This is a genomic window from Pseudomonas sp. LB3P31 (genome assembly GCF_054897945.1).
This window is the reverse complement of sequence record NZ_CM142710.1, coordinates 4073608-4092822: the sequence shown is the minus strand read 5'-3', so window position 1 is coordinate 4092822 and position 19215 is coordinate 4073608. Positions and strand designations below refer to the sequence as shown.

Genomic DNA, 19215 nt, shown 5'->3' with positions numbered 1-19215 from the left:
CGCCGAAATCCCCTCACGGATAACTAAAACCCTTAACCAACGTCAACTCCCCCACCGCCCGCATCGGTATCAGAAAAGTCTCCATCTTCTCGCTAGGCGTGCCCTCCTCCGTAATCACCGTCACCTGCGCGGTCGTCAGCGGCTGCACTGCATCCTCCTGCCCCTCAGCATCACTGCGATACCCGCCGCCAAAATAATTCACATACACCAGGTATTGCCCCTTGATCGGCGCCGGCATGGCGAAGATTTCCGGGCCGTAGCCGGTGGTGACGTCGACGTCGAGCGCAGCGCCGTTCGGGGCGACTCGGTCGCCGTACCAGATGTGCGCGCCATCCGGGATGATGAGGTGCAGGTCGAGGTCGGTGTTGTCGCTGTCCCAGGCCAGCAGTACCCGCAGTTTGGCCGGGGTGGCGCCGCCGCTGGTGTTGAGGAACTGGGTGCGATGGCGTTGCTGGCCGTCGGGGCTGCGGACTTCTACGCTGTTGCTGCCGTTGGGGAACGAGAACGGGCGATCGAAGCGGCCGGTGGGGTCGATTTTCAGGGGCATGCTGACGCCGTTGACGATCAGGCGTCCGGGCTCTGTGGACTTGGGCGTGGCTTTGATCTGGCCAGTAATGCGGGCGGTGCTGGCTTGGCCGGCCGGGGTGTTGACCGACGAAGCCGGGTAGTTGACGGTCTGGCGGAAGTTTTCGCCCTCGCCTTCGGGCGCACCGGTGCGCCAGCCGCCGACGGGGGTGTCGAGTTTGACGGCGCTCTGGGCAGCAACCATTGCAGGCAACACGCAAAGGAACAGGATGATCGGTGAATAGCGGAGTTTCATGGCCTATTCCAGCAAGAGATGACGGGCGAGCCCTTCGATGTAGGTTTCGTCCTGGCCGTTGGGATGCGCTTCAAAGGCCAGGTGCAGGTATTCATGGGTCAGATCGAGGCGATCCTGCAGCGACAGCACGCCGCGTACGTACAGGCGCTGGCGTTCGCGATCGACATAGGGGCGACCGAAGGCCAGGCGGCAGACTGCGAAGGTGCTGACGTCGTTGTAGCCGGTTTCGCTTTCAAGCCTGGGACGCCAGCCCCGGCGCTGCTTTTGCAGCCAGTCCTGGGCGGCGGGCAGTGCTTCGCAGGACGCGACGGGGTTGTCCCAGCGACTGAGGCTGGCGCGGGGGTAGGCGTGCAGCAGAATGGCGTCGTAGCGCTGGCCGGCGTTGGCTTGTTCGACGGCTTGCTGCCAGGAGAGCTTGTCCGGCCCCGGTTGGTCCGAATGGTAGGTGACGGTGCTGCCGGCGAGCACCAGGTCGCTGGTCCAGGCGGCGATGTGGCGGGATTCTGCGGTGGCGGGCCGTGGGGCGACCCGTTGCCGGCTGCTGCTGTCGTCGATGCTCAGGCAGTCGCCATTGCGGCTGGCGTTTTGCAGCAGGTAGGTTCTGATCGCAATGGCCAGTGCTTTCGCGGCCTCAACCGGTTCAGCTTTGGCTTCTCGCTGAAGCACGCGGGCGACGTATTCTTCGCGGTCGAGTCGGGCAACGAGCTTGGCGTTGAGCAGGAACAGTTCGCCATCGCTGTGTATATCGAGCTGGTTGCCGTTGGCGAACTCGACTCGAAAATCGCCCTGCAGCGGTCCGGACGCTACTACCCGGTCGCCTGACATGACCCGCCCAATGGGATAACGCGAAAACAGCCCCACCTCGACGCAACGCCCGGCATCTGCAGGCCAATCCACAGGCAGCACGGACGCCAATGCTGCGCCATGTTTGCGCAGCACCCTCTGACTGGTTCCGCGCCCGCCGGCCCAGAGCGGCGCGCCATCCACTGTCCACCCGGCAAAACCACCCTGACGCGATGATGGGTCCTGATCGCCCAGCCAGCTCCAGGTCTTCACCCGCAAACGACCGCCGAGTTCGCCGACGACGTTGCCATCAGCGGCGTTCAACACTACGTCGAGCAACACCTGCCGCGCCTTGTCCTGCGCCGGCATCAGCGCCAGCGCCTGAAGTAACTGCGCCACCGACACTCGAGTGGCGGGCTGCAATGACGGCAGGTCCAGCAGCCATGACGGTGCCTGCCGCGCTTGCCAGTAAGTGCGCCAGTCAGTGGCATTCAGGCCCAGCCGCGCAGGTTCGAAGTACAAACCGCAGGATTTGACCAAGGCCTGGTCGCGCTCGATCTTGCCGCCTGCGGTGCAGCAGTAGACTTCTTCCTTGGACTGCCCGCGGCATTCATATGGCGCTTCACGCGCTCCGGTATCCACCAGCCAGGCGTAGACAAACAGCTTCCACAGACTGCCCAGCGGCGCCTGCAGATCCGCAGACAACGGCTGGCGAGAGATCAGCTGCGTGCGGCTCAATGACAGCAACTCACCTTTGAAAGCCAGGCGCAACGGCTCCTCCTGCGCTGTCGCCAGCGCGGGAATCAGGCACAGCATGCTCCAGACCAGAGCCCGCCCCATGTCAGTGGACCGTGACCTGGCCCAAGGCCGGTTTCTGTTCCTGGGCCTGATGCTGTGGCGCATAGACCTGGGTAAAGCGTACCGGAGGCAGACTGAACTCGCCCTTCTGTGAGAACCGCACCAGATGGCGCAAGCGCAGCTCGCCGCTCAAGGCGTCGACTGGCACGGCGTAGGCCATCTGGCCCGGTTCGAAACGCGCCTTCTCCAGCGCTGTCGGTTCGGTGCCCGCCTTGCCCATCAGCTTGATGCCCCAGGTGGTGCGCTCGACATCGGCACCCGGGGGCAGCGGCACTTCCAGCATGCCGTAGCGCAGCGGTTTCGCGGCTTTGCTGGTGACGATCACTTCGTCCAGATACAGGCTGTCGCTGGACAACGGCTTGCCGGTCACTGCTTCGAGCTTGAAGGTGAAGGCTTCGTCGCCTGGCACCAGCCGTGACAGGCGGCGGGTGATGGTCACGGCCAGCGGATCAACGGGTGGCTGTTGGGTCTGGAAGCTCAACGCGGCCTTTAACGGACGCTCCTGGGTGCCGGACAACATCAGCACGCTCGGCACCGGCTGGGCGCCCTGCCATGTCCAGTACAGCTCACCGGTGTCGCCATGTTGTTTTTTCCAGCCTTCGCCCGGTGCCAGCGCAATGGTCGGCGACGCCTGCTCAATGCTGCGCGCCAGCCAGGTCAGCGCCAAGGCGCGCTCCAGGGTTGACTGCTGCGGCAACAGACGCTGCAACAGGGCTTGCGCGTGGGCCTGATCGAAGGGTTGCAGCGACAGGTCCAGCGCCTCGGCAAAGGGTTGTGAACTGACCGCCAGGCGCTGGCGGGCGTCCGCCAGCTGACGGTTGAAGGCATCCGGAAAATTGACCTTCAACTGGTTGGCCAGGGAGGCCGTCAACACTCGAGCCGCCGCCAGGCCCAGTGCCGAATCCGGGTCGCCCATCACCAGGCTGTCTCCGGCATCGTCGAGCATGTTCGCCGCATGCCCCTCGCCGGCTTTTGCCAGGTCATCCATCAAGCCGCTGAGCAAAGTGTTCACCGGCAATTGCATCTGCCGGGCAAAGGACAGAATCAGCGCGCGCTGCAACAGCGGCGTGTTCTTCGCCTGCTTCGCGTAGACCTCAAGCACCCGCTGCCAATGCTCCGGGGGCAGGCTCAGCTCCAGGGCTTTGCTCGCATGCCAGTCGGCGTAATAGGCATAGGCAGTGAGGAACGCATCCGGCTCGCCGTCCATGCCCCACCAGGTGAAACTTGCCGACGGGCCCGCCATCTGCACCAGGCGCAGGCGGCTGTTCTGCATGATCAGGCGCAGGCGATCGCGGACCTGCGGGGTGGATGCCAGGGCCGGATAGGCAATGCTCAACGGCAGCAAACGGCTGGCGGTCTGCTCGACCCCACCGTAGGGATAAGCCAGCAGGTCGTCGAGCGCCGAGCGGAACACCGCTTGCGCACTGTCATCCAGGCGCAGGCGGATATCCGTAGCGTCCGCAGGCAGGCTTAGCGGTGTATCACCGCTGACCGCGTCCAGACTTTGGCTCTGGGTGACCTGCCAACCTTCGCCGCTGGCGGTCAGGCGCACGGTAAGGGCATCGGCGGTCTTGCCGTCCTGCAGCAGTTCGGCGGACCACTCACCCGAGGCCAGTGCAAACGCTGGCAGTGCGATGTAGTTGATGCCGTGATTGAGTGCCACGGGCAGGCGCTGGTCTGCGCCTGCGTAATGAATCAGCAACTCGGCCTTTAGCGGTTTTTCCGCCTGGCTAAAGGCAAATACCCCGAGCTCCGGCTTGTCGCCATTACGGAAGCGGGTCGGGCCACTCCACTTCAGGTACAACGGTTTTTCCGAGCGCACAAATTGCTTTTTCTGCCCCACCTGGCCGTCATCGGCGATGGCTCGAGCCGTGATGCGCCAGCGGGTCAAAGAGTCCGGCATGGTGAAGGTGAAGCGGGTCTTGCCGTTGGCGTCGGTGACCAGCTCCGGCTGCCACGCGGCGGTATCGACGTCTTCACGACGCGGCCGTTCCAGCACTTTCACACCCCGCTCGCTGCGATTGGCCTTGCCCGGCGCGCCAGGGCTGCCCGGTAACGCCACGTCATAGCTGATGAACGACAGGCTGGCGCTGGTGCGCACGTTGTTGCGGCGCGGGTGATAGAAGAACTGGTCGATGGTGGGCGCAACTTCCGGTTGCAGCGCGTAGACCATTTCATCGACCACGCTGACTGTCAGATGCGCCGGCACCGGCTTGCCGGCGAACTGGGTGGTGAGGTCGACCGATACGGTTTCGCCCGGCTGATAGGTGTCTTTATCCGTGGTGATCGCCACGTCGATCTGCGGGGCAGTGACCTTGATCCCGGCGTTCTGGAAGCTGTACTGACCGCCCTTGGTGTAGAGCACGGAGAACGTCAGGTTGGGAGCGAAGTTGTCTTTCACCGGGATGCGCGCGCGGTACTGGGTCTCGCTGAGTTTTTCCATTTTCAGCCAGTCGCCGCCTTTGGACAGCAGCGCAGTGGCCTCGACTTTATCCCGCTCCAGCGACAGCAATGCATCACTGACCGGCTCGGGGAAAGTGATCAACGCCATGGCTTCGTCACCCGTCCTGTACTCGGGTTTGTCGAGGACAATTTCCACGGTGCCGGGCACGGCCTTCACGCCTTCGCCAGTGACTGAGTGGCCGGTGGCACCGACCACTCGCCCCTGAGCATCCTTCAGCGTCAGGTTGTAGGTACCCGGGCGTTCGAATGCCAGGGTGAAGCCCTTGTCCGCCGCGCTGAGCTTGCCTTCAGCAGTACTCTGGTCTTCCAGCCGCACCCAGCTGTAACTGCTCGGCAGCACGGTTTTGCCTTGCTCGCTGCCACCTTGATCGAGATAGCTGAACTGCACTTTTTCGCCCATCGCACTGAAACGCTGCGGTGCGCCCAGGCTGAAGTTGGCGGCGCCACGGTCGATGAGGATTTCCTTGGTGGTCCTGACCCGATACGCCGCGCCGTCGCTGGCGAACACCGTCAGCATGTAGCGACTCGGTTTGTCGGCGGCGGGCAGGTCCAGGGTCGCGTTGCCCTTGGCGTCGGTGGTCAGTTCAGTGCTGGTCAACTCGACCGGGAATTGCCCGAGGTATTGCAGTTCGTTGTCGACCATCGACAGTTGCTGGGCACGCAGGCTCAGGCTCAACCGCGCATTGGCCACGGGCTTGCCATCCGGATAAAGCAGCACCAGGCTGCCCTTCACCGGCTCGCCAGTGCGGTAATCCTGCTTGGCCAGGTTCAGCGATATTTCGAAGTGCGGCTTGATGTATTCGGCGACGCGGAAGGCGCTGCTGTAGGCCTGATCCTTGTAACTGAAACGCAACTCGTAACCTCCCGCCACCGCGTTCTCCGGCAACTGGAACCGGCCTTGGGTCCCGGCTTTGGAGTCCAGCTTCAGCGCCATCGATTGCAGGGCGGTGCCCGTGGCGTCGAGCACGGTCACGCTGACGTCTGCGGCGGTTGGCAGCACTGAATCCCGGGCATTCTTGAACTCACGCCCGACGATTTTCAGCGACACCCAATCCCCTGGCCGATACAGCGGCCGATCGGTAAAGGCGTAGAGCTTGGTGTCGTAGATTTCGCTGTCGTAATAGAAGTTCTCGGAGACAAACACGCCGCCCTCTTCGTCCTCGCCAATCACGAACGAACGTTCGGGGCTCACGTGTTTCAGGCGCAGCAAGCCATCGGCATCGGTGGCCCCGCTGCTCATCACCCCAAGGCCATCGGTCCACAGCACATTCACTTTTGGCACCGAACTGCCTTCGTGTTTGCGCGCGGCCCACACAACCAGTTCATCTCCAGCAATCTTGCTCACGGCCACGGTGTTGGAGACGAACACCATGGTGGTAGCGCGGTACTTGCCGATCAGCGCTTCCACCAGGTACAGGCCCGGTTTCAGGTGACCCAGCGGGATGTAGACATTGCCCGGGGCGACGCTGACGAAATCGCTGGAGGAACCGGCCAGGTTAACCCCTGCTGGTGGCTGGATCGGCTTGGCTTCCCACAGTGGATAGCGGAACTGACTGACCACCGGCAGGCCCGGAATCAAGGCGAATTGCGGCTGGGCGTCGTAGGGCGTGGGCGCGGCCATGGCGGCGCCCATCTTCAGTTCCGGCACTTCCTCGGTGACCTGTTTGCGCGACTCGTAGGAAAACGCCCGCTGCATCACCCGCCGCGACTTGCGATACCAGTTGTCCCAGAGGTAAGAGAGGGTGTTCGACAACCCTTCACCCTTGAACTGGCCGTCGCTGATCACCCGGTGCAGATTCTTCTGGCGCTTGAGAAAATCCAGCGGCTTGTCGATGCGATACACCCGGATGTCCGCACCGCCATAAGGCTCCATCCGAAACCGGCGATAATCGCGGCCCGGTGCTTCGAGCCGCACCATGGCCTGTTCATCGCTGGCGAAACTGCTGTCGGCCAGCAGGAAAAAACTTTCCCCGGACACCGGCGTGTAGCCGCTGGGCTCAACGCTGTCTTCGGCGTTAGCCGGCGCAAAAGGCAGCATCAGGAGCAATAGCACAGGCAGTAGACGCAACATGCGGGCACCTGTCATTGGGAGAGAAAATTCAGTCGATAGACGCCGATGAAGTTGGGGTTGGCTGCGTCGGGTATCCATCGGGTGTCCTTCCATGTCATGAGTTGCTGCAGGCTCGCGGAGCGCATGCCATTGTCAGTCGGGGTGGTGGTGCCAGTGTGATAGGCGATGTTGCGGCCCATCCAGATCATCAGGTGTTGATCGTCGCCCTGATCGAAAAACATCAGGTCGCCGGGCCGGGCCTGGGCCACGTCACGCCCGACCAGATGACTGTTGAACTGAATCAACTTGATTGCATTGACGTAGGGGCCGACCTTGCCACCACCTTGCTGCCATTGCTGCGCGAGCGAGCGTTGTGCCTCGCTCAGTTGCAACTCCGGCGGCAGGTAGCGATTGGACAGGCCATTGCTGCGCAGCCATTTATCGTCATGCACCTTGAGCGCTTCGTTGGCGGCGAAACGTACCAGCCCGGCGCAGTCCTGCTGGTACCAGCGCGGACTAGGCCCCTGCACCAACTGTTCCTGGGCGATGCGCACGAACCAGGCGCGAAATACCTGGGACTGCTGCGGATCGAGCGGGGCCGCTTCGCTGGCAAATACCCGACTGCCCAACAGCATCGCCAGCAGGCCGAGGCTTCGAATGAACACTGTCACAGCGCTTTCCACTCCAGCGGCAGCCACTGCCAATGGCCGTCGGGCTCACTGCCTTCGGGCAATGTCAGGGCGTATTTGCCATAACCGCCAAGGGTGCGCAGTTTCGGAATCAGGTAGGTTTGCGCGGCGTTGTAGAACACCGGCTCCATGTCTTGCGGCAGGCTGTCGAGGGTTTCCTGCTGCATCAGTTGCGCCATCGAGTCCGGGCCGAAGTACACCGGCATCAGCAGGTCCTTGGGCAGCACGTCGGCCATCGGCGGGAAGCGTTTGTTGAGGGTACCGAGGGCTTTGTCGACAAGCTTGTCGTCGAGGGAAAACAGCAGCGTCGAGCCGTGGCGCGCCAGGCTCACCCGCATGAACGCCTTGCCACTGATCGCATCCGGCTGTTCGGCTTCCTTGGCCGCATAGGGGCCGAAGTTGGAGCTGACCTGGCGCTGCCACTGATGGGTTTCACCTTGCTGTTTTTCCACCACCGGAAAAGCATGCTCATCGACATTGCCTTCATACGCGCCGACCATCGAGCCAAATAGAGTGCCAAGGTCGCCATCGAGCTTGGCGCTGTCATCATCGTCCAGGCTAGCCACCAGCAACGGCGTGTACAGCCGCGAATCGGCGTACCAGCACAGGCCGGCAGCCCCCGCCATGTGTTCGGTCAGCGCCTGGGCGACCTTGTCGTCAGCGCCGAGCTTCACCAGCAGAGGTTTCTGTTGCTCGGCGGCCAGCGGCAAGGCCACACAAGCGCTGGCGCCCATGGGCATGGCTTGCCAGATCGGCTTGAAATCGAAGTCCGGCTGGTTCTCCAGTTCGTCCATGGCGAGGAAGCTGTGCCAGCCCTTGTCGTCCATGTCAAAACGCAGCCCGGCGAAATTGGGGATAAAGCGCTGGTAGCCCATAGCCAGGACGCTGGAATTCACCGACAGCCGCTGTTTCACTTCGGGTGTACGGGCTTGCAGGCCGAACGCTTCAGGGAAGAGTTTTTCGCCGTTGAGCAACGCCGCGATGGCCTGGCTGGAAACGCTGCCGGGCTCTGGCGGGGCACCACTTTCAGGGTCCTGGAGGCGGGTCGGATTGGACAGCACCACCAGTTTGTCGCCATGGGAGGCGAACAGCATTGCCTTGGTGGCGTTGTAGGTCAGTTGATACAGCGCGACGTCGTCGGCACCGACTTTCAGGTCAGCGACTTTGCTTAGCTGTGTATCATCCAGCGCCACTTTGGCCAGCGGCTCGAGCACCTTGGCCAGGCCTCCGCGGTCCATTACCAGCAGGAAATCCTTCAGACGCCCATCGGTCCCACGCCATAGGGCAACGTCCGCCGGCTGGTCGAACAGCTGCTCGATGAGGTTGTCCTGCAACTTCAGGTCATGCTCGTAGATGATCCGCCGCAGACTGCCAATCAGGCCCAAGCGATCGGCATGGGTTTCGTAATAGAAGACGAAATCTTCGGTCAGGGTTTCCTTGAGAAACGGCACTGCCAGCAGGTCCTTGGGCAGCTGGCTCAGGGAATGGGTTTCGAGCAGCCCGTCGGGCCGGCTCATGCCCAGTTTGTCGCTGGCCAACAGGGCAATCGGCGGCTTAGGCTTGAGCATGAACCAGCCCATGGCCCCCGCGACGCCGGCCACCACGCACAACCCGAGCAACAGCGCCGGCCAGCGACGGGGCGGATTGGCTGACACAGGTACAGAGTTATCGCTCATATCAAAAGCCCAATTTCATCCGTGGAACGGGATGCTTAGTAGGTGAAAGTCTTGACCAGCAACAGGTCACCTATCGCGCGCAGGGGCACGATGAAGGTTTCGCGTTTTTCGTCGACAGTGTTCTCGTTCAGCACCAGGTTGATCTGCGAGGTGATCACCTCGTTCTGGTTGCTGGTCTCATCGAAGTTATAGCCGCCGCTACCGAAGTTGCCCCAATAGTTGACGTATACCAGATAGGTGCCGCGCATCGGCGCGGTCATGGTGAACATTTCCGGGCCCGGGCCGTCCACGCCGTCGGGGTCCAGGCCGCCACCGTTAGTCATCGCCGGCCGAGCCCAGAACGCATGCTGGCCATCGGGGGTGACAATGTGCAGGTCGAGTTCGGCTTTCGGATCGTCCCAGCCCAGCGCCACACGAATCCGCGCCGGCGTGCGCAGGTTGTTGGCTTCATAAAACTGCACGCGTTTAAGCGACTGACCTTCGGCGCTGCGCACTTCGACGCTGTTGGAGCCGGCGCCAAACGCATAGGGCCGGGCGAAACGGCCCTGGTCGTCGGTGTACAGATTGAGGGGATTGCCATTGACCGCCAGGGTGTGCGGCCCGCGCTGGGTACCGATAGCCTTGAGCTGCCCTTCGATCATCGTGCGATTGCGCTGCACGCCCCGGTCGATCGGCGGAGTGGGATAGGCCACACGAGGGTTTTCGCTGCGGTCCAGCAGGCCGTTGTAGCGCCAACCGCCTACCGGTTCCGACAGGTCGGTCGTTGGCTCGGCCCAGGCAGCGGTCGCGCAGGCCCAACCCAGCAACGCCAGAAGAAATGTACGCATGTAACGCCTCCTGCCCATGCACAACGAAACCTTGCGCCTGACCCTCGGCGCGTGACAGATCCAGATACTGCGTTTCGTCAAAAAAGACCCGTGACCGTCCGGTCGTGGATGGCGCGAGGTTAGACAGTCGACTGGTTTTTCACAATCAGATCCGTCTGAATTTGCTGTGGGAATCACGCGAATTTGGGGTGGTGAGCCGAATAGCGATGTTATTCGGCTCACTAAATGAGCCGAATAGCCTTTTTATTCGGCTCATTCATCTTGAGAGAGCACCTGGAGGTACCCCGCTCATTTGCCCATAACCCCCATGTCTGCTAGTGTCGCGCCGGTTTAACGTCAACCGGAAATAGCCGCCATGGCCCGCAAAAAAGCTGCACTGGATTTCGAACAATCCCTCGCTGACCTGCAAACGCTGGTCGAGCGACTGGAGAACGGCGAATTGTCGCTGGAAGACTCGCTGACGGCTTTCGAGCAGGGCATCGGTCTGACCCGTGATTGCCAGGCGGCGCTGGCCCAAGCCGAGCAAAAGGTCCAGGTGCTGCTCGAACGTGATGGCGAACTCGCCGAGGAACCCTTCGACGCGGACCAGCCAGAATGATTGGAGCGTATTCGGCAATCAGCCAGGCGCGGGTCAACGCTGCGCTGGAGACTTTGTTCGTCGCCCCGAGCCCCGAACTTGCACGTTTGTACGAAGCCATGCGCTACAGCGTGATGAACGGCGGCAAGCGCGTGCGGCCGTTGCTGGCATACGCCGCCTGCGAAGCGCTGGGCGGACAGGCTGAACAGGCCAATGGCGCCGCCTGTGCGGTCGAGCTGATCCACGCCTATTCCCTGGTGCACGATGACCTGCCGGCCATGGACGATGACGATTTGCGTCGCGGCCAGCCGACGACTCACAAGAAATTCGATGAAGCCTGCGCGATTCTGGCCGGCGACGGCCTGCAGAGCCTGGCGTTCAGCGCCTTGCTCGATCCGCAGCTGAGCACGGTCGATGCCGCGATCCGCCTGCAGATGGTCCGCGCCCTGGCGTTGGCGGCAGGCCCAGCCGGCATGGTCGGTGGCCAGGCAATCGACCTCGGCTCGGTCGGTTTGAAGCTCGATCAGAAGGCGCTCGAATACATGCACCGGCACAAGACCGGCGCGCTGATCGAGGCCAGCGTCAAGCTCGGCGCCCTGTCCAGCGGCCGCGCCGAGCAGGAACAGCTCAAGTCCCTGCAGACCTATGCCCAGGCCATCGGCCTGGCGTTTCAGGTGCAGGACGACATTCTCGACGTCGAAAGTGATACCGCCACCCTAGGCAAACGCCAGGGCGCCGACATCGCTCGCGACAAACCGACCTACCCGGCCCTGCTCGGTCTCGATGCGGCCAAGGCGTATGCCCTGGAACTGCGTGACCAGGCCCTGCACGCCCTGCGACCGTTTGACGCGGCAGCGGAACCGTTGCGCGACCTGGCCCGCTATATCGTCGAGCGGCGCAGCTGACGGCGCAGTCGATGGCGTATCGGCCAAGATAAAACCAACGCGTGGGCAGGGGGCGATGCATCAGGTAAACTGCCGCATCTTTTATACCTATAACGATTCGCCTGATGCCCACGACGTTTCATGAGATTCCCCGCAAGCGCCCGACCACGCCCCTGCTCGACCGTGCCAACACGCCGGACGGCCTGCGCCGGTTAGGCGAAGCCGAGCTGGAAACCCTGGCCGATGAGTTGCGCCTGGAATTGCTCTATACGGTCGGTCAGACCGGTGGGCATTTCGGTGCGGGCTTGGGCGTCATCGAGCTGACTATCGCGTTGCATTACGTGTTCGACACCCCGGATGACCGGCTGGTGTGGGACGTGGGTCATCAGGCTTATCCGCACAAGATCCTCACCGGCCGCCGCGAGCGCATGGCCAGCCTGCGCCAGAAGGATGGCGTTGCCGCCTTCCCGCGGCGCTCCGAGAGCGAGTACGACACCTTTGGCGTCGGTCACTCCAGCACCTCGATCAGCGCAGCGCTGGGCATGGCCATTGCCGCCCGCCTGCAGAACAGTGATCGCAAGGCGATCGCGGTGATCGGCGACGGCGCACTGACTGCGGGCATGGCGTTCGAAGCGCTGAACCATGCGCCCGAAGTGAACGCCGACATGCTGGTGATCCTCAACGACAACGACATGTCGATCTCGCGCAACGTCGGCGGCCTGTCGAATTACCTGGCGAAGATCCTCTCGAGCCGCACTTACGCGAGCATGCGCGAAGGCAGCAAGAAGGTCCTGTCGCGCCTGCCCGGCGCCTGGGAAATCGCCCGTCGCACCGAGGAATATGCCAAGGGCATGCTGGTTCCCGGCACGTTGTTCGAAGAACTTGGCTGGAACTACATCGGCCCGATCGATGGCCACGACTTGCCGACCCTGATCGCCACCCTGCGCAACATGCGCGATCTGAAAGGCCCGCAGTTCCTGCACGTGGTCACCAAGAAAGGCAAAGGTTTCGCTCCGGCGGAAGTCGACCCTATCGGTTACCACGCAATCACCAAGCTCGAACCGCTCGATGCACCCGCCGCTGCGCCTAAGAAAGCCACAGGGCCGAAGTACTCAGGCGTGTTTGGCGAGTGGCTGTGCGACATGGCCGCCGAAGATCCGCGCCTGGTGGGCATCACGCCGGCCATGAAGGAAGGCTCGGACCTGGTCGCCTTCAGCGAGCGTTTTCCGCTGCGCTATTTCGATGTGGCGATTGCCGAACAACACGCCGTGACCCTCGCGGCCGGCATGGCCTGCGAAGGCGCCAAGCCCGTGGTGGCGATCTATTCGACCTTCCTGCAACGGGGCTACGACCAGCTCGTGCATGATGTGGCGGTGCAGAACCTCGACGTGCTGTTCGCCATCGATCGCGCCGGCCTGGTGGGTGAAGACGGCCCGACCCACGCCGGCAGCTTCGACCTGTCTTTCCTGCGCTGCATCCCCGGCATGCTGGTGATGACCCCGAGCGATGAAAACGAACTGCGCAAGATGCTCACCACTGGCCACCTGTACAACGGGCCGGCGGCGGTGCGTTATCCACGCGGCAACGGTCCGAACGCGACAATTGAGAAAAACCTCGAGCCGATCGAAATCGGCAAAGGCATCGTGCGCCGTCAGGGCAGCAAGGTCGCTCTGCTGGTGTTCGGCGTGCAACTGGCCGAAGCGCTGAAAGTCGCCGAGACCCTGGAGGCAACCGTGGTCGACATGCGTTTCGTCAAACCGCTGGATGAAGCCCTGGTTCGCGAAATCGCCGGCAGTCATGAGTTGCTGGTGACCGTCGAAGAGAACGCGATCATGGGCGGCGCCGGTGGCGCGGTCAGCGAGTTCCTGGCTCGGGAGAATATCCTCAAGTCGGTGCTGCACCTGGGCTTGCCGGATGTCTACGTCGAGCACGCGAAGCCGGCGCAGATGCTGGCCGAGTGCGGGCTGGATGAAGCGGGGATCGAGGCGTCGATCCGTCAGCGCCTGCAATTGCTAAACTTGTAGGCCACCCGTAGGAGCTGCCGAAGGCTCGGGCCGCGATCGGACGATCTTTTGATCTTGCTCTTCGGCAGCTCCTAATCTGCAAAACACAATCAAAAGATCGCAGCCTTCGGCAGCTCCTACAGGGAGTTGTGTCGCGCCTGAATCACCTCGGACTGCCAATGAAACTCTCCCCCCTCGCCCTGACGCTGACCCTTCTGCCGTCCGGCCCGCTGCTGGCTGACTCATTTGAACGCGATCAAGCCCTCAAGCTCCCCGACGTATTGATCAGCGCCAATCGCCAGGTCGAGGCCCGTAACGACAGCAGCGCCGCCAACACTGTATTCACTCGCGAAGACCTCGACCGCCTGCAACCGAGCAGCGTCACCGACCTGCTACGACGCGTACCGGGCGTGCAAGTCGGGCAAACCGGTGGCCGCGGCAGTCTGCCGGGGATTTACATTCGCGGCACCAAGTCGGCGCAGAGCCTGGTGCTGGTCGATGGCCAGCGTATCGGCAACTCGACTTCCGGCGACAGCAACCTGCAGCACATCAACATCGAGCAGGTCGAGCGCGTGGAAGTATTGCGTGGCTCCCGCTCGGTGATTTATGGCAGCGACGCGATTGGCGGAGTGATCCAGATCTTCACCCGCCGTGGCGGCGAAACGGGCCTGCAGCCGCGCATGCATGTCGGCTTTGGCAGCAATCAGACCTGGGAACGCAGCATTGGCTTGTCGGGCGGGGATGAGAAAACCCGCTTTGATCTCGGGGCGAGTCTCGATGAAACCGCCGGAATCGATCGCACTCATGAGTCATACACCAGTGATGGCGATCACGATGAGTACCGCAACAAGTCCGTCAGCCTGAGCCTGAGTCACGCACTGAGCGACGACATCGAAATCGGCGCCAACCTGCTGGATAACCGCGGCAAGAGCGCTTTCGACAATCCCTTCGGGCGCTTTGACAGCAACACGTTCGAGTCAGTCCAGCAGCAGCCCTACAGCGATTTCACTGTGAGCAGCGTCAGCAGTTACGTTGATGCAAAGGTCAACGACGCCTGGAAAACCCGGCTCGAACTGGGCCACAGCGAGAACCGCGAGAAGACGCTCGACAAACTCAGTGATGAGCGCAGCGTGTTCAATACCTACCGCGATTCGCTGAACTGGCAGAACGACCTGACGCTCAACGCCCGCAACAGCCTGATCCTCGGTGGGGACTGGTACGAAGACCGGATCAACAGCAGCACTCCGTTCGACGAGGACAGTCGCTGGAACCGCGCCGCGTTCATTCAACATCGCTACCAGGCAGACAGTTTCTCCACGGAGCTGGGCTTGCGCCGGGACCAGAACCAGCAGTTTGGCGGCCAGAACAGCTGGAGTGGCACCTTCACCCTGCCGCTGAACCCGGACAATGACCTGCTGCTGAGCTACAGCGAAGGTTTCCGTGCACCGACTTTCAACGACTTGTATTACCCGGATTTCAGCAACCCTGACCTCAAGCCGGAAACCTCGAAAAGCTACGAGCTGCAATGGCGTAGCCAGTTGACTGAGAGCAGTCGCCTGGAAGCGTCGCTGTACCGCACCGACCTCGAAGACGCGATCATCTTCGGCAGCAATTCTCGCCCGCAGAATGTCGCGTCGGCGCGGATCAACGGGTTCGAAGCCGCCCTGAAACAGGAACTGTTCGGTTGGCAAGGCAACCTGAGCGTGGCGTTCATCGACCCTCAGGACCGCGCCACCGGCCACACCCTGGCACGCCGCGCTCGACGCACCCTGAGCCTGGACCTCGATCGACAGTTTGACCGACTGGGGCTCGGTGCCAGCTGGCAGGCGGTGAGCAGCAGCTATGACGATGAGAACAACCTGCAGCCGCTGGGTGGCTATGCGCTGTTGGGGTTGCGCAGCAGCTGGGAATTGAATCGCGAGGTCAAGCTGGAGCTGAAGGTGGATAACCTGCTGGACAAGGGTTACAGCCGGGCGCTGTACAGCCATGACGGCAGCCAGTATGGCTATCGCGAGGAAGGTCGGGCCTGGATGTTCGGGGTGACGTGGACGCCGCAGCTCTGACCTTGAGTTATTTCAGGTCAGCGCTTCGGCATCACGGATCAGCGGATGCCGGGTCTCAGCGGCGCGCCTGAAGGTCCTCGACAAACTTGCCGATGCGACCGCAGGCATCGCTCAAGGCGGCATCGGAAACGGTAAACGAGATCCGCACAAATCCGGCGGTACTGGCTCCGAAAGCGCTGGCGTCGAGAACCGCAACGCCGGTTTCACGGAACAGCTGCCAGGCGAAGTCGGTGCTCGACAGCCCGCTGTCTCGCACATCCACCAACATGAACATGCCGGCCTCGGGCACCTTGCACTTGAGCAGCGGTACATGGCGCAGCCCTTCGACCACCAGGTCGCGACGCCGGCGATACAGGGCCCGCGCCTGGCTGACCACTTGCTCATCGAGCTCCAGTGCCTTGAGCGCGGCCGCCTGGATAAAGCCTGGCAAGCCGTAGAGCATGCACAGCAACAGGTTGTCCAGGTGCCCGATCAATTCCCGCGGCCCCACCACCCAGCCTACCCGCCAACCGGTCATGGCGTGGGACTTGGACAGACTGTTGAGCACCACGGTGCGCTCGGCCATCCCTTCAAGGGTCGCCACGCTCTGGTGCGGGCGGTCGTAGGTAAGCTGGCCGTAGACCTCATCGCTGATCACCCACAGATTATGGCGCTGGGCGACCAGTGCCACGGCTTCCAGTTCTTCGCGGGTGTAGACGTTGCCGGTGGGGTTGTTGGGCGTGGCAAGGGCGATGCCGCGGGTTTTGTCGGTAATCACCGCCTCGATGGCGGCCAGGGTCAGGCGGAAACCATTTTCCGCTGGCTGGGCAATTGGCACCAGGCGCGCGCCCGAGGCCTGGATGCTGGCCTCGTACGTCAGGTACATCGGCGCCGGCACCAGCACTTCATCACCCTGCTCGAACAGGCACATGGCGGTGGCGTACAAGCCGTTCTGCGCCCCGGCAACCAGCGCTACGTTGTCGGCAGACACCGGCTGGCCGAGCAAAGCCGTTTGCTTGGCGGCAATCGCTTCGCGCAGCTCAGGCCGGCCGATCACGTGGGTGTAATGGGTGTCGCCAGCGTTGATGGCCTGGACGGCTGCCGCGCAGATTTCATCGGCGGTGGCGAAATCCGGATCGCCGATGCTCAGCACGATTGCATCTTCACCCCGCGCCTGCGCATCACACGCGGCGTAGTGGATGTCCCAGGCAGTGACGGTTTCGCCACTGATGCGCTTGACCATGGACGAGTATTTCATTTGCAACTCCTTAAAAACCTTCGGGCCGACGTTTCAATCGATTTTGCAGTCAGGCCTGACGTTGGGGCGTCTTGCCGATACGGGCAAAACCTTGTTCGATGACAATCGCCAGAATGATGTAGATCACCGCCACCACCAGCAGCGGCTCGTAGACCCGCAACGTTTGCGCGCGTACCAGGTTCGCCGCACCGAGCAGATCGGTCACGGCTACGGTCGACGCCAGTGCCGTGGCCTTGAGCAGCATGACGCTCTCGCCCGCCAGCGTCGGGCGCAGCATCTGCAAGGCCCGTGGCATCCACACCCGGCGCAGCACCAGCCACGGCCGCATGCCATAAGCCCGCGCCGCTTCCAGCTCACCGCGTGGTACCGCGCGCAACCCCCCGCGCAGCACTTCGCCCACGTACGCCGAAACGCTCAGGGTCAGGGCAAACGCGACGTACCAGAAGCCTTCACGCAGATACGGCCAGAACACGCTGCCGCGTATCAGGGGAAAGGTCGCGAAGACGCTGCCGACGCCGTAATACAGCACGTAGATCTGCACCAGCAACGGCGTGCCGCGCAGCACGCTGGTGTAAAAACGCAGGCCGTTGGCCACAAAGCGATTTTTCGACAACCGCCCCAAGGCCACGCCCACTGCCATCACGAAACCGAAAGAACCCGAGATCAGCAGTAACTGAAGGGTTAGCCCGACACCCCTGACCAACTCGCCGTAAAAACTGCTCAACCAGTGAAAGTCCATGACCAGCCTCCCTTATGCGTGCCGTGGCATCCAGCGCTCGAAGCGAACTTCGACCTGCCGGAACACCGAACTGGAAACCAGTGTGATCAGGTAATAGAACGCGGCAACCGCGAGATAAAACAGCAAGTAGTGTTTGGTCGACGCCGCCGCCTGGCGACCCGCCGTCAAGAGTTCGCTGTAACCGACCACGCTGATCAACGCGCTTTCCTTGATCAGTACCAGCCACAGGTTGGACAGGCCCGCGATAGCAAACGGCAACATGCTCGGCAGGATCACCCGCCGCACCAGCAGGCTGCGGTTGATGCCGTAGGCCCGTGCGGCCTCGATCTGACCATGGGGAATCGACTCAATGGCCCCGCGGATGATTTCACCCGAGTAAGCCCCCTGCACAATCCCCAGCACCACGATGGCCGCCATGAAACCGTTGATTTCAACGCTCGGTTGACCGAGTGCCGCCATCGTCAGATTGATCAGGTCGGCGCCGGCGTAATACAGCAGCAGAATCAACAGCAACTCCGGCACTGCGCGGTACAGGGTGGTGTAGCAATTGGCGCAGACCACCATCCAGCGTGGGCCCTTGAGCTTGACCATCGCCACAATCAAGCCAATCGCCAGGCCGAGGATAAAGGCGCCCACGGAAATGCCCAGGGTTTTCACCATGCCTTGCGCCAGGGCCTGGAGCCAGCCGTCGGCAAAAAACAGCCGGGAAATGTCAGATAACGTCATGAGCCCTCCTTTGCAGGACTTGCTGGAGCGATCGGATCACTAAAGGGCCGAGATGTCGGTCTTGAAGTAACGCTGACGGATTTTTTCGTAGCTGCCGTCATCGCGCAGCGATTGCAGCGCCACGTTCAACCGTTCGCGCAGCGCATCGTTACCCTTGCGCACACCGGCACCGACGCCATCGCCGAACAGTGGATCAAGCGGGGCCACACCCTTGCTGGCGAGCATCGAGTTGTCGGGGCTGTCCAGCAACGGCTCGACCACCAACTGGTCCGCCAGCATGATGTCGACGCGACCGCTGCGCAGGTCGGCAAGGATGTCGTCCTGATCGTTGTAGTAACGCACTGTCGATTCGCCGTAGTACTTTTTGACGAAAGCTGCGTGGGTGGTCGAACCCTGTACACCGATGATCTTGCCCTTGAGGCCGGCCGGCGACGGGTCGAGTTCCATGGCGCGATCACCGATCCACAAGGCGCGGGTGAAGAAATACGGCTGGGTAAAATCGATCACCTGCTGGCGCTCCGGAGTGATCGACAGCGAATTGAGCACCACGTCCACCTGCTGGGACTTGAGCGCAGGGATCAAGCCGTCCCAGGACATTTCATTGAGTTTGCACTCGGCCTTCATGCGCTCGCACACGGCGGTAATCATCTCGGGCTCAAAGCCGCTCCAATCGCCCTTGCCGCTCTTGAACGAGAACGGCGGATAGGGTTCCAGGGCGATGCCGAACACCAATTTGTCGGCGGCGTACGCGGTGCTCGCGATACCGGCCAACAGGCAGGCTTGCAGGGTAACCAACAGTGTCTTTTTCATGTTTGAGTGC

Annotated in this window: 14 protein-coding genes; 4 read left to right on the top strand and 10 right to left on the bottom strand. The window is 62.3% G+C overall.

Annotated elements, in window-relative coordinates; translation table 11 throughout:
• Positions 1-13: 13 nt before the first annotated feature.
• The 6 genes from ACYZTK_RS18570 to ACYZTK_RS18545 are packed head-to-tail and all read right to left on the bottom strand — an operon-like array spanning position 14 to position 10166.
• Positions 14-820, bottom strand: a complete 807-nt coding sequence (locus ACYZTK_RS18570) for a YfaP family protein (RefSeq protein WP_462011181.1) — start codon at positions 818-820, stop codon at positions 14-16.
• 3 nt (positions 821-823) lie between these two features.
• The gene (locus ACYZTK_RS18565; protein WP_462011180.1) at positions 824-2443 is read right to left on the bottom strand and encodes a DUF2300 domain-containing protein; all 1620 of its coding nucleotides are present in this window, start codon (positions 2441-2443) and stop codon (positions 824-826) included.
• 1 nt (position 2444) lies between these two features.
• Positions 2445-7010 (bottom strand): alpha-2-macroglobulin family protein, encoded by a 4566-nt coding sequence (locus ACYZTK_RS18560; protein ID WP_462011179.1) that lies wholly within the window; start codon positions 7008-7010, stop codon positions 2445-2447.
• The gene (locus ACYZTK_RS18555; protein ID WP_462014927.1) at positions 7007-7609 is read right to left on the bottom strand and encodes a DUF1175 domain-containing protein; all 603 of its coding nucleotides are present in this window, start codon (positions 7607-7609) and stop codon (positions 7007-7009) included. Before ACYZTK_RS18555 ends, ACYZTK_RS18560 begins: the two co-directional genes overlap by 4 nt.
• A gap of 32 nt (positions 7610-7641) precedes the next feature.
• Positions 7642-9339, bottom strand: coding sequence for a DUF2138 domain-containing protein (locus ACYZTK_RS18550; RefSeq protein WP_462011178.1), 1698 nt, complete (start codon positions 9337-9339; stop codon positions 7642-7644).
• A 35-nt stretch (positions 9340-9374) separates the two neighbouring features.
• Positions 9375-10166, bottom strand: coding sequence for a YfaP family protein (locus ACYZTK_RS18545; RefSeq protein ID WP_462011177.1), 792 nt, complete (start codon positions 10164-10166; stop codon positions 9375-9377).
• Positions 10167-10521: 355 nt separating this feature from the next.
• Here ACYZTK_RS18545 and ACYZTK_RS18540 point away from each other — a divergent pair, with 355 nt between their 5' ends.
• The 4 genes from ACYZTK_RS18540 (at position 10522) to ACYZTK_RS18525 (ending at position 15693) form a co-directional block, all read left to right on the top strand.
• Positions 10522-10764 carry an exodeoxyribonuclease VII small subunit gene (locus ACYZTK_RS18540; RefSeq protein ID WP_007894317.1) on the top strand — a complete coding sequence of 81 codons (243 nt, stop codon included), beginning with the start codon at positions 10522-10524 and terminating at the stop codon, positions 10762-10764.
• Positions 10761-11648 carry a (2E,6E)-farnesyl diphosphate synthase gene (gene ispA / locus ACYZTK_RS18535; protein WP_462011176.1) on the top strand — a complete coding sequence of 296 codons (888 nt, stop codon included), beginning with the start codon at positions 10761-10763 and terminating at the stop codon, positions 11646-11648. Before ACYZTK_RS18540 ends, ispA begins: the two co-directional genes overlap by 4 nt.
• Before the next feature lie 104 nt (positions 11649-11752).
• The gene (gene dxs / locus ACYZTK_RS18530) at positions 11753-13651 is read left to right on the top strand and encodes a 1-deoxy-D-xylulose-5-phosphate synthase (protein WP_462011175.1); all 1899 of its coding nucleotides are present in this window, start codon (positions 11753-11755) and stop codon (positions 13649-13651) included.
• A gap of 158 nt (positions 13652-13809) precedes the next feature.
• Entirely contained in the window at positions 13810-15693 is a 1884-nt protein-coding gene (locus ACYZTK_RS18525) for a TonB-dependent receptor domain-containing protein (protein WP_462011174.1), read from the top strand.
• A gap of 55 nt (positions 15694-15748) precedes the next feature.
• Here ACYZTK_RS18525 and ACYZTK_RS18520 read toward each other — a convergent pair whose 3' ends face one another.
• Genes ACYZTK_RS18520 through ACYZTK_RS18505 form a run of 4 tightly spaced genes read right to left on the bottom strand, consistent with a single transcriptional unit; the run spans position 15749 to position 19205 of the window.
• Positions 15749-16930 carry a pyridoxal phosphate-dependent aminotransferase gene (locus ACYZTK_RS18520; RefSeq protein WP_462011173.1) on the bottom strand — a complete coding sequence of 394 codons (1182 nt, stop codon included), beginning with the start codon at positions 16928-16930 and terminating at the stop codon, positions 15749-15751.
• A gap of 49 nt (positions 16931-16979) precedes the next feature.
• On the bottom strand, positions 16980-17669 hold the full coding sequence (locus ACYZTK_RS18515; protein ID WP_462011172.1) for an ABC transporter permease: 690 nt from the start codon (positions 17667-17669) through the stop codon (positions 16980-16982).
• A gap of 12 nt (positions 17670-17681) precedes the next feature.
• Positions 17682-18395 carry an ABC transporter permease gene (locus tag ACYZTK_RS18510; protein WP_462011171.1) on the bottom strand — a complete coding sequence of 238 codons (714 nt, stop codon included), beginning with the start codon at positions 18393-18395 and terminating at the stop codon, positions 17682-17684.
• A 39-nt stretch (positions 18396-18434) separates the two neighbouring features.
• Entirely contained in the window at positions 18435-19205 is a 771-nt protein-coding gene (locus ACYZTK_RS18505) for a transporter substrate-binding domain-containing protein (protein WP_462011170.1), read from the bottom strand.
• Positions 19206-19215: the final 10 nt, after the last annotated feature.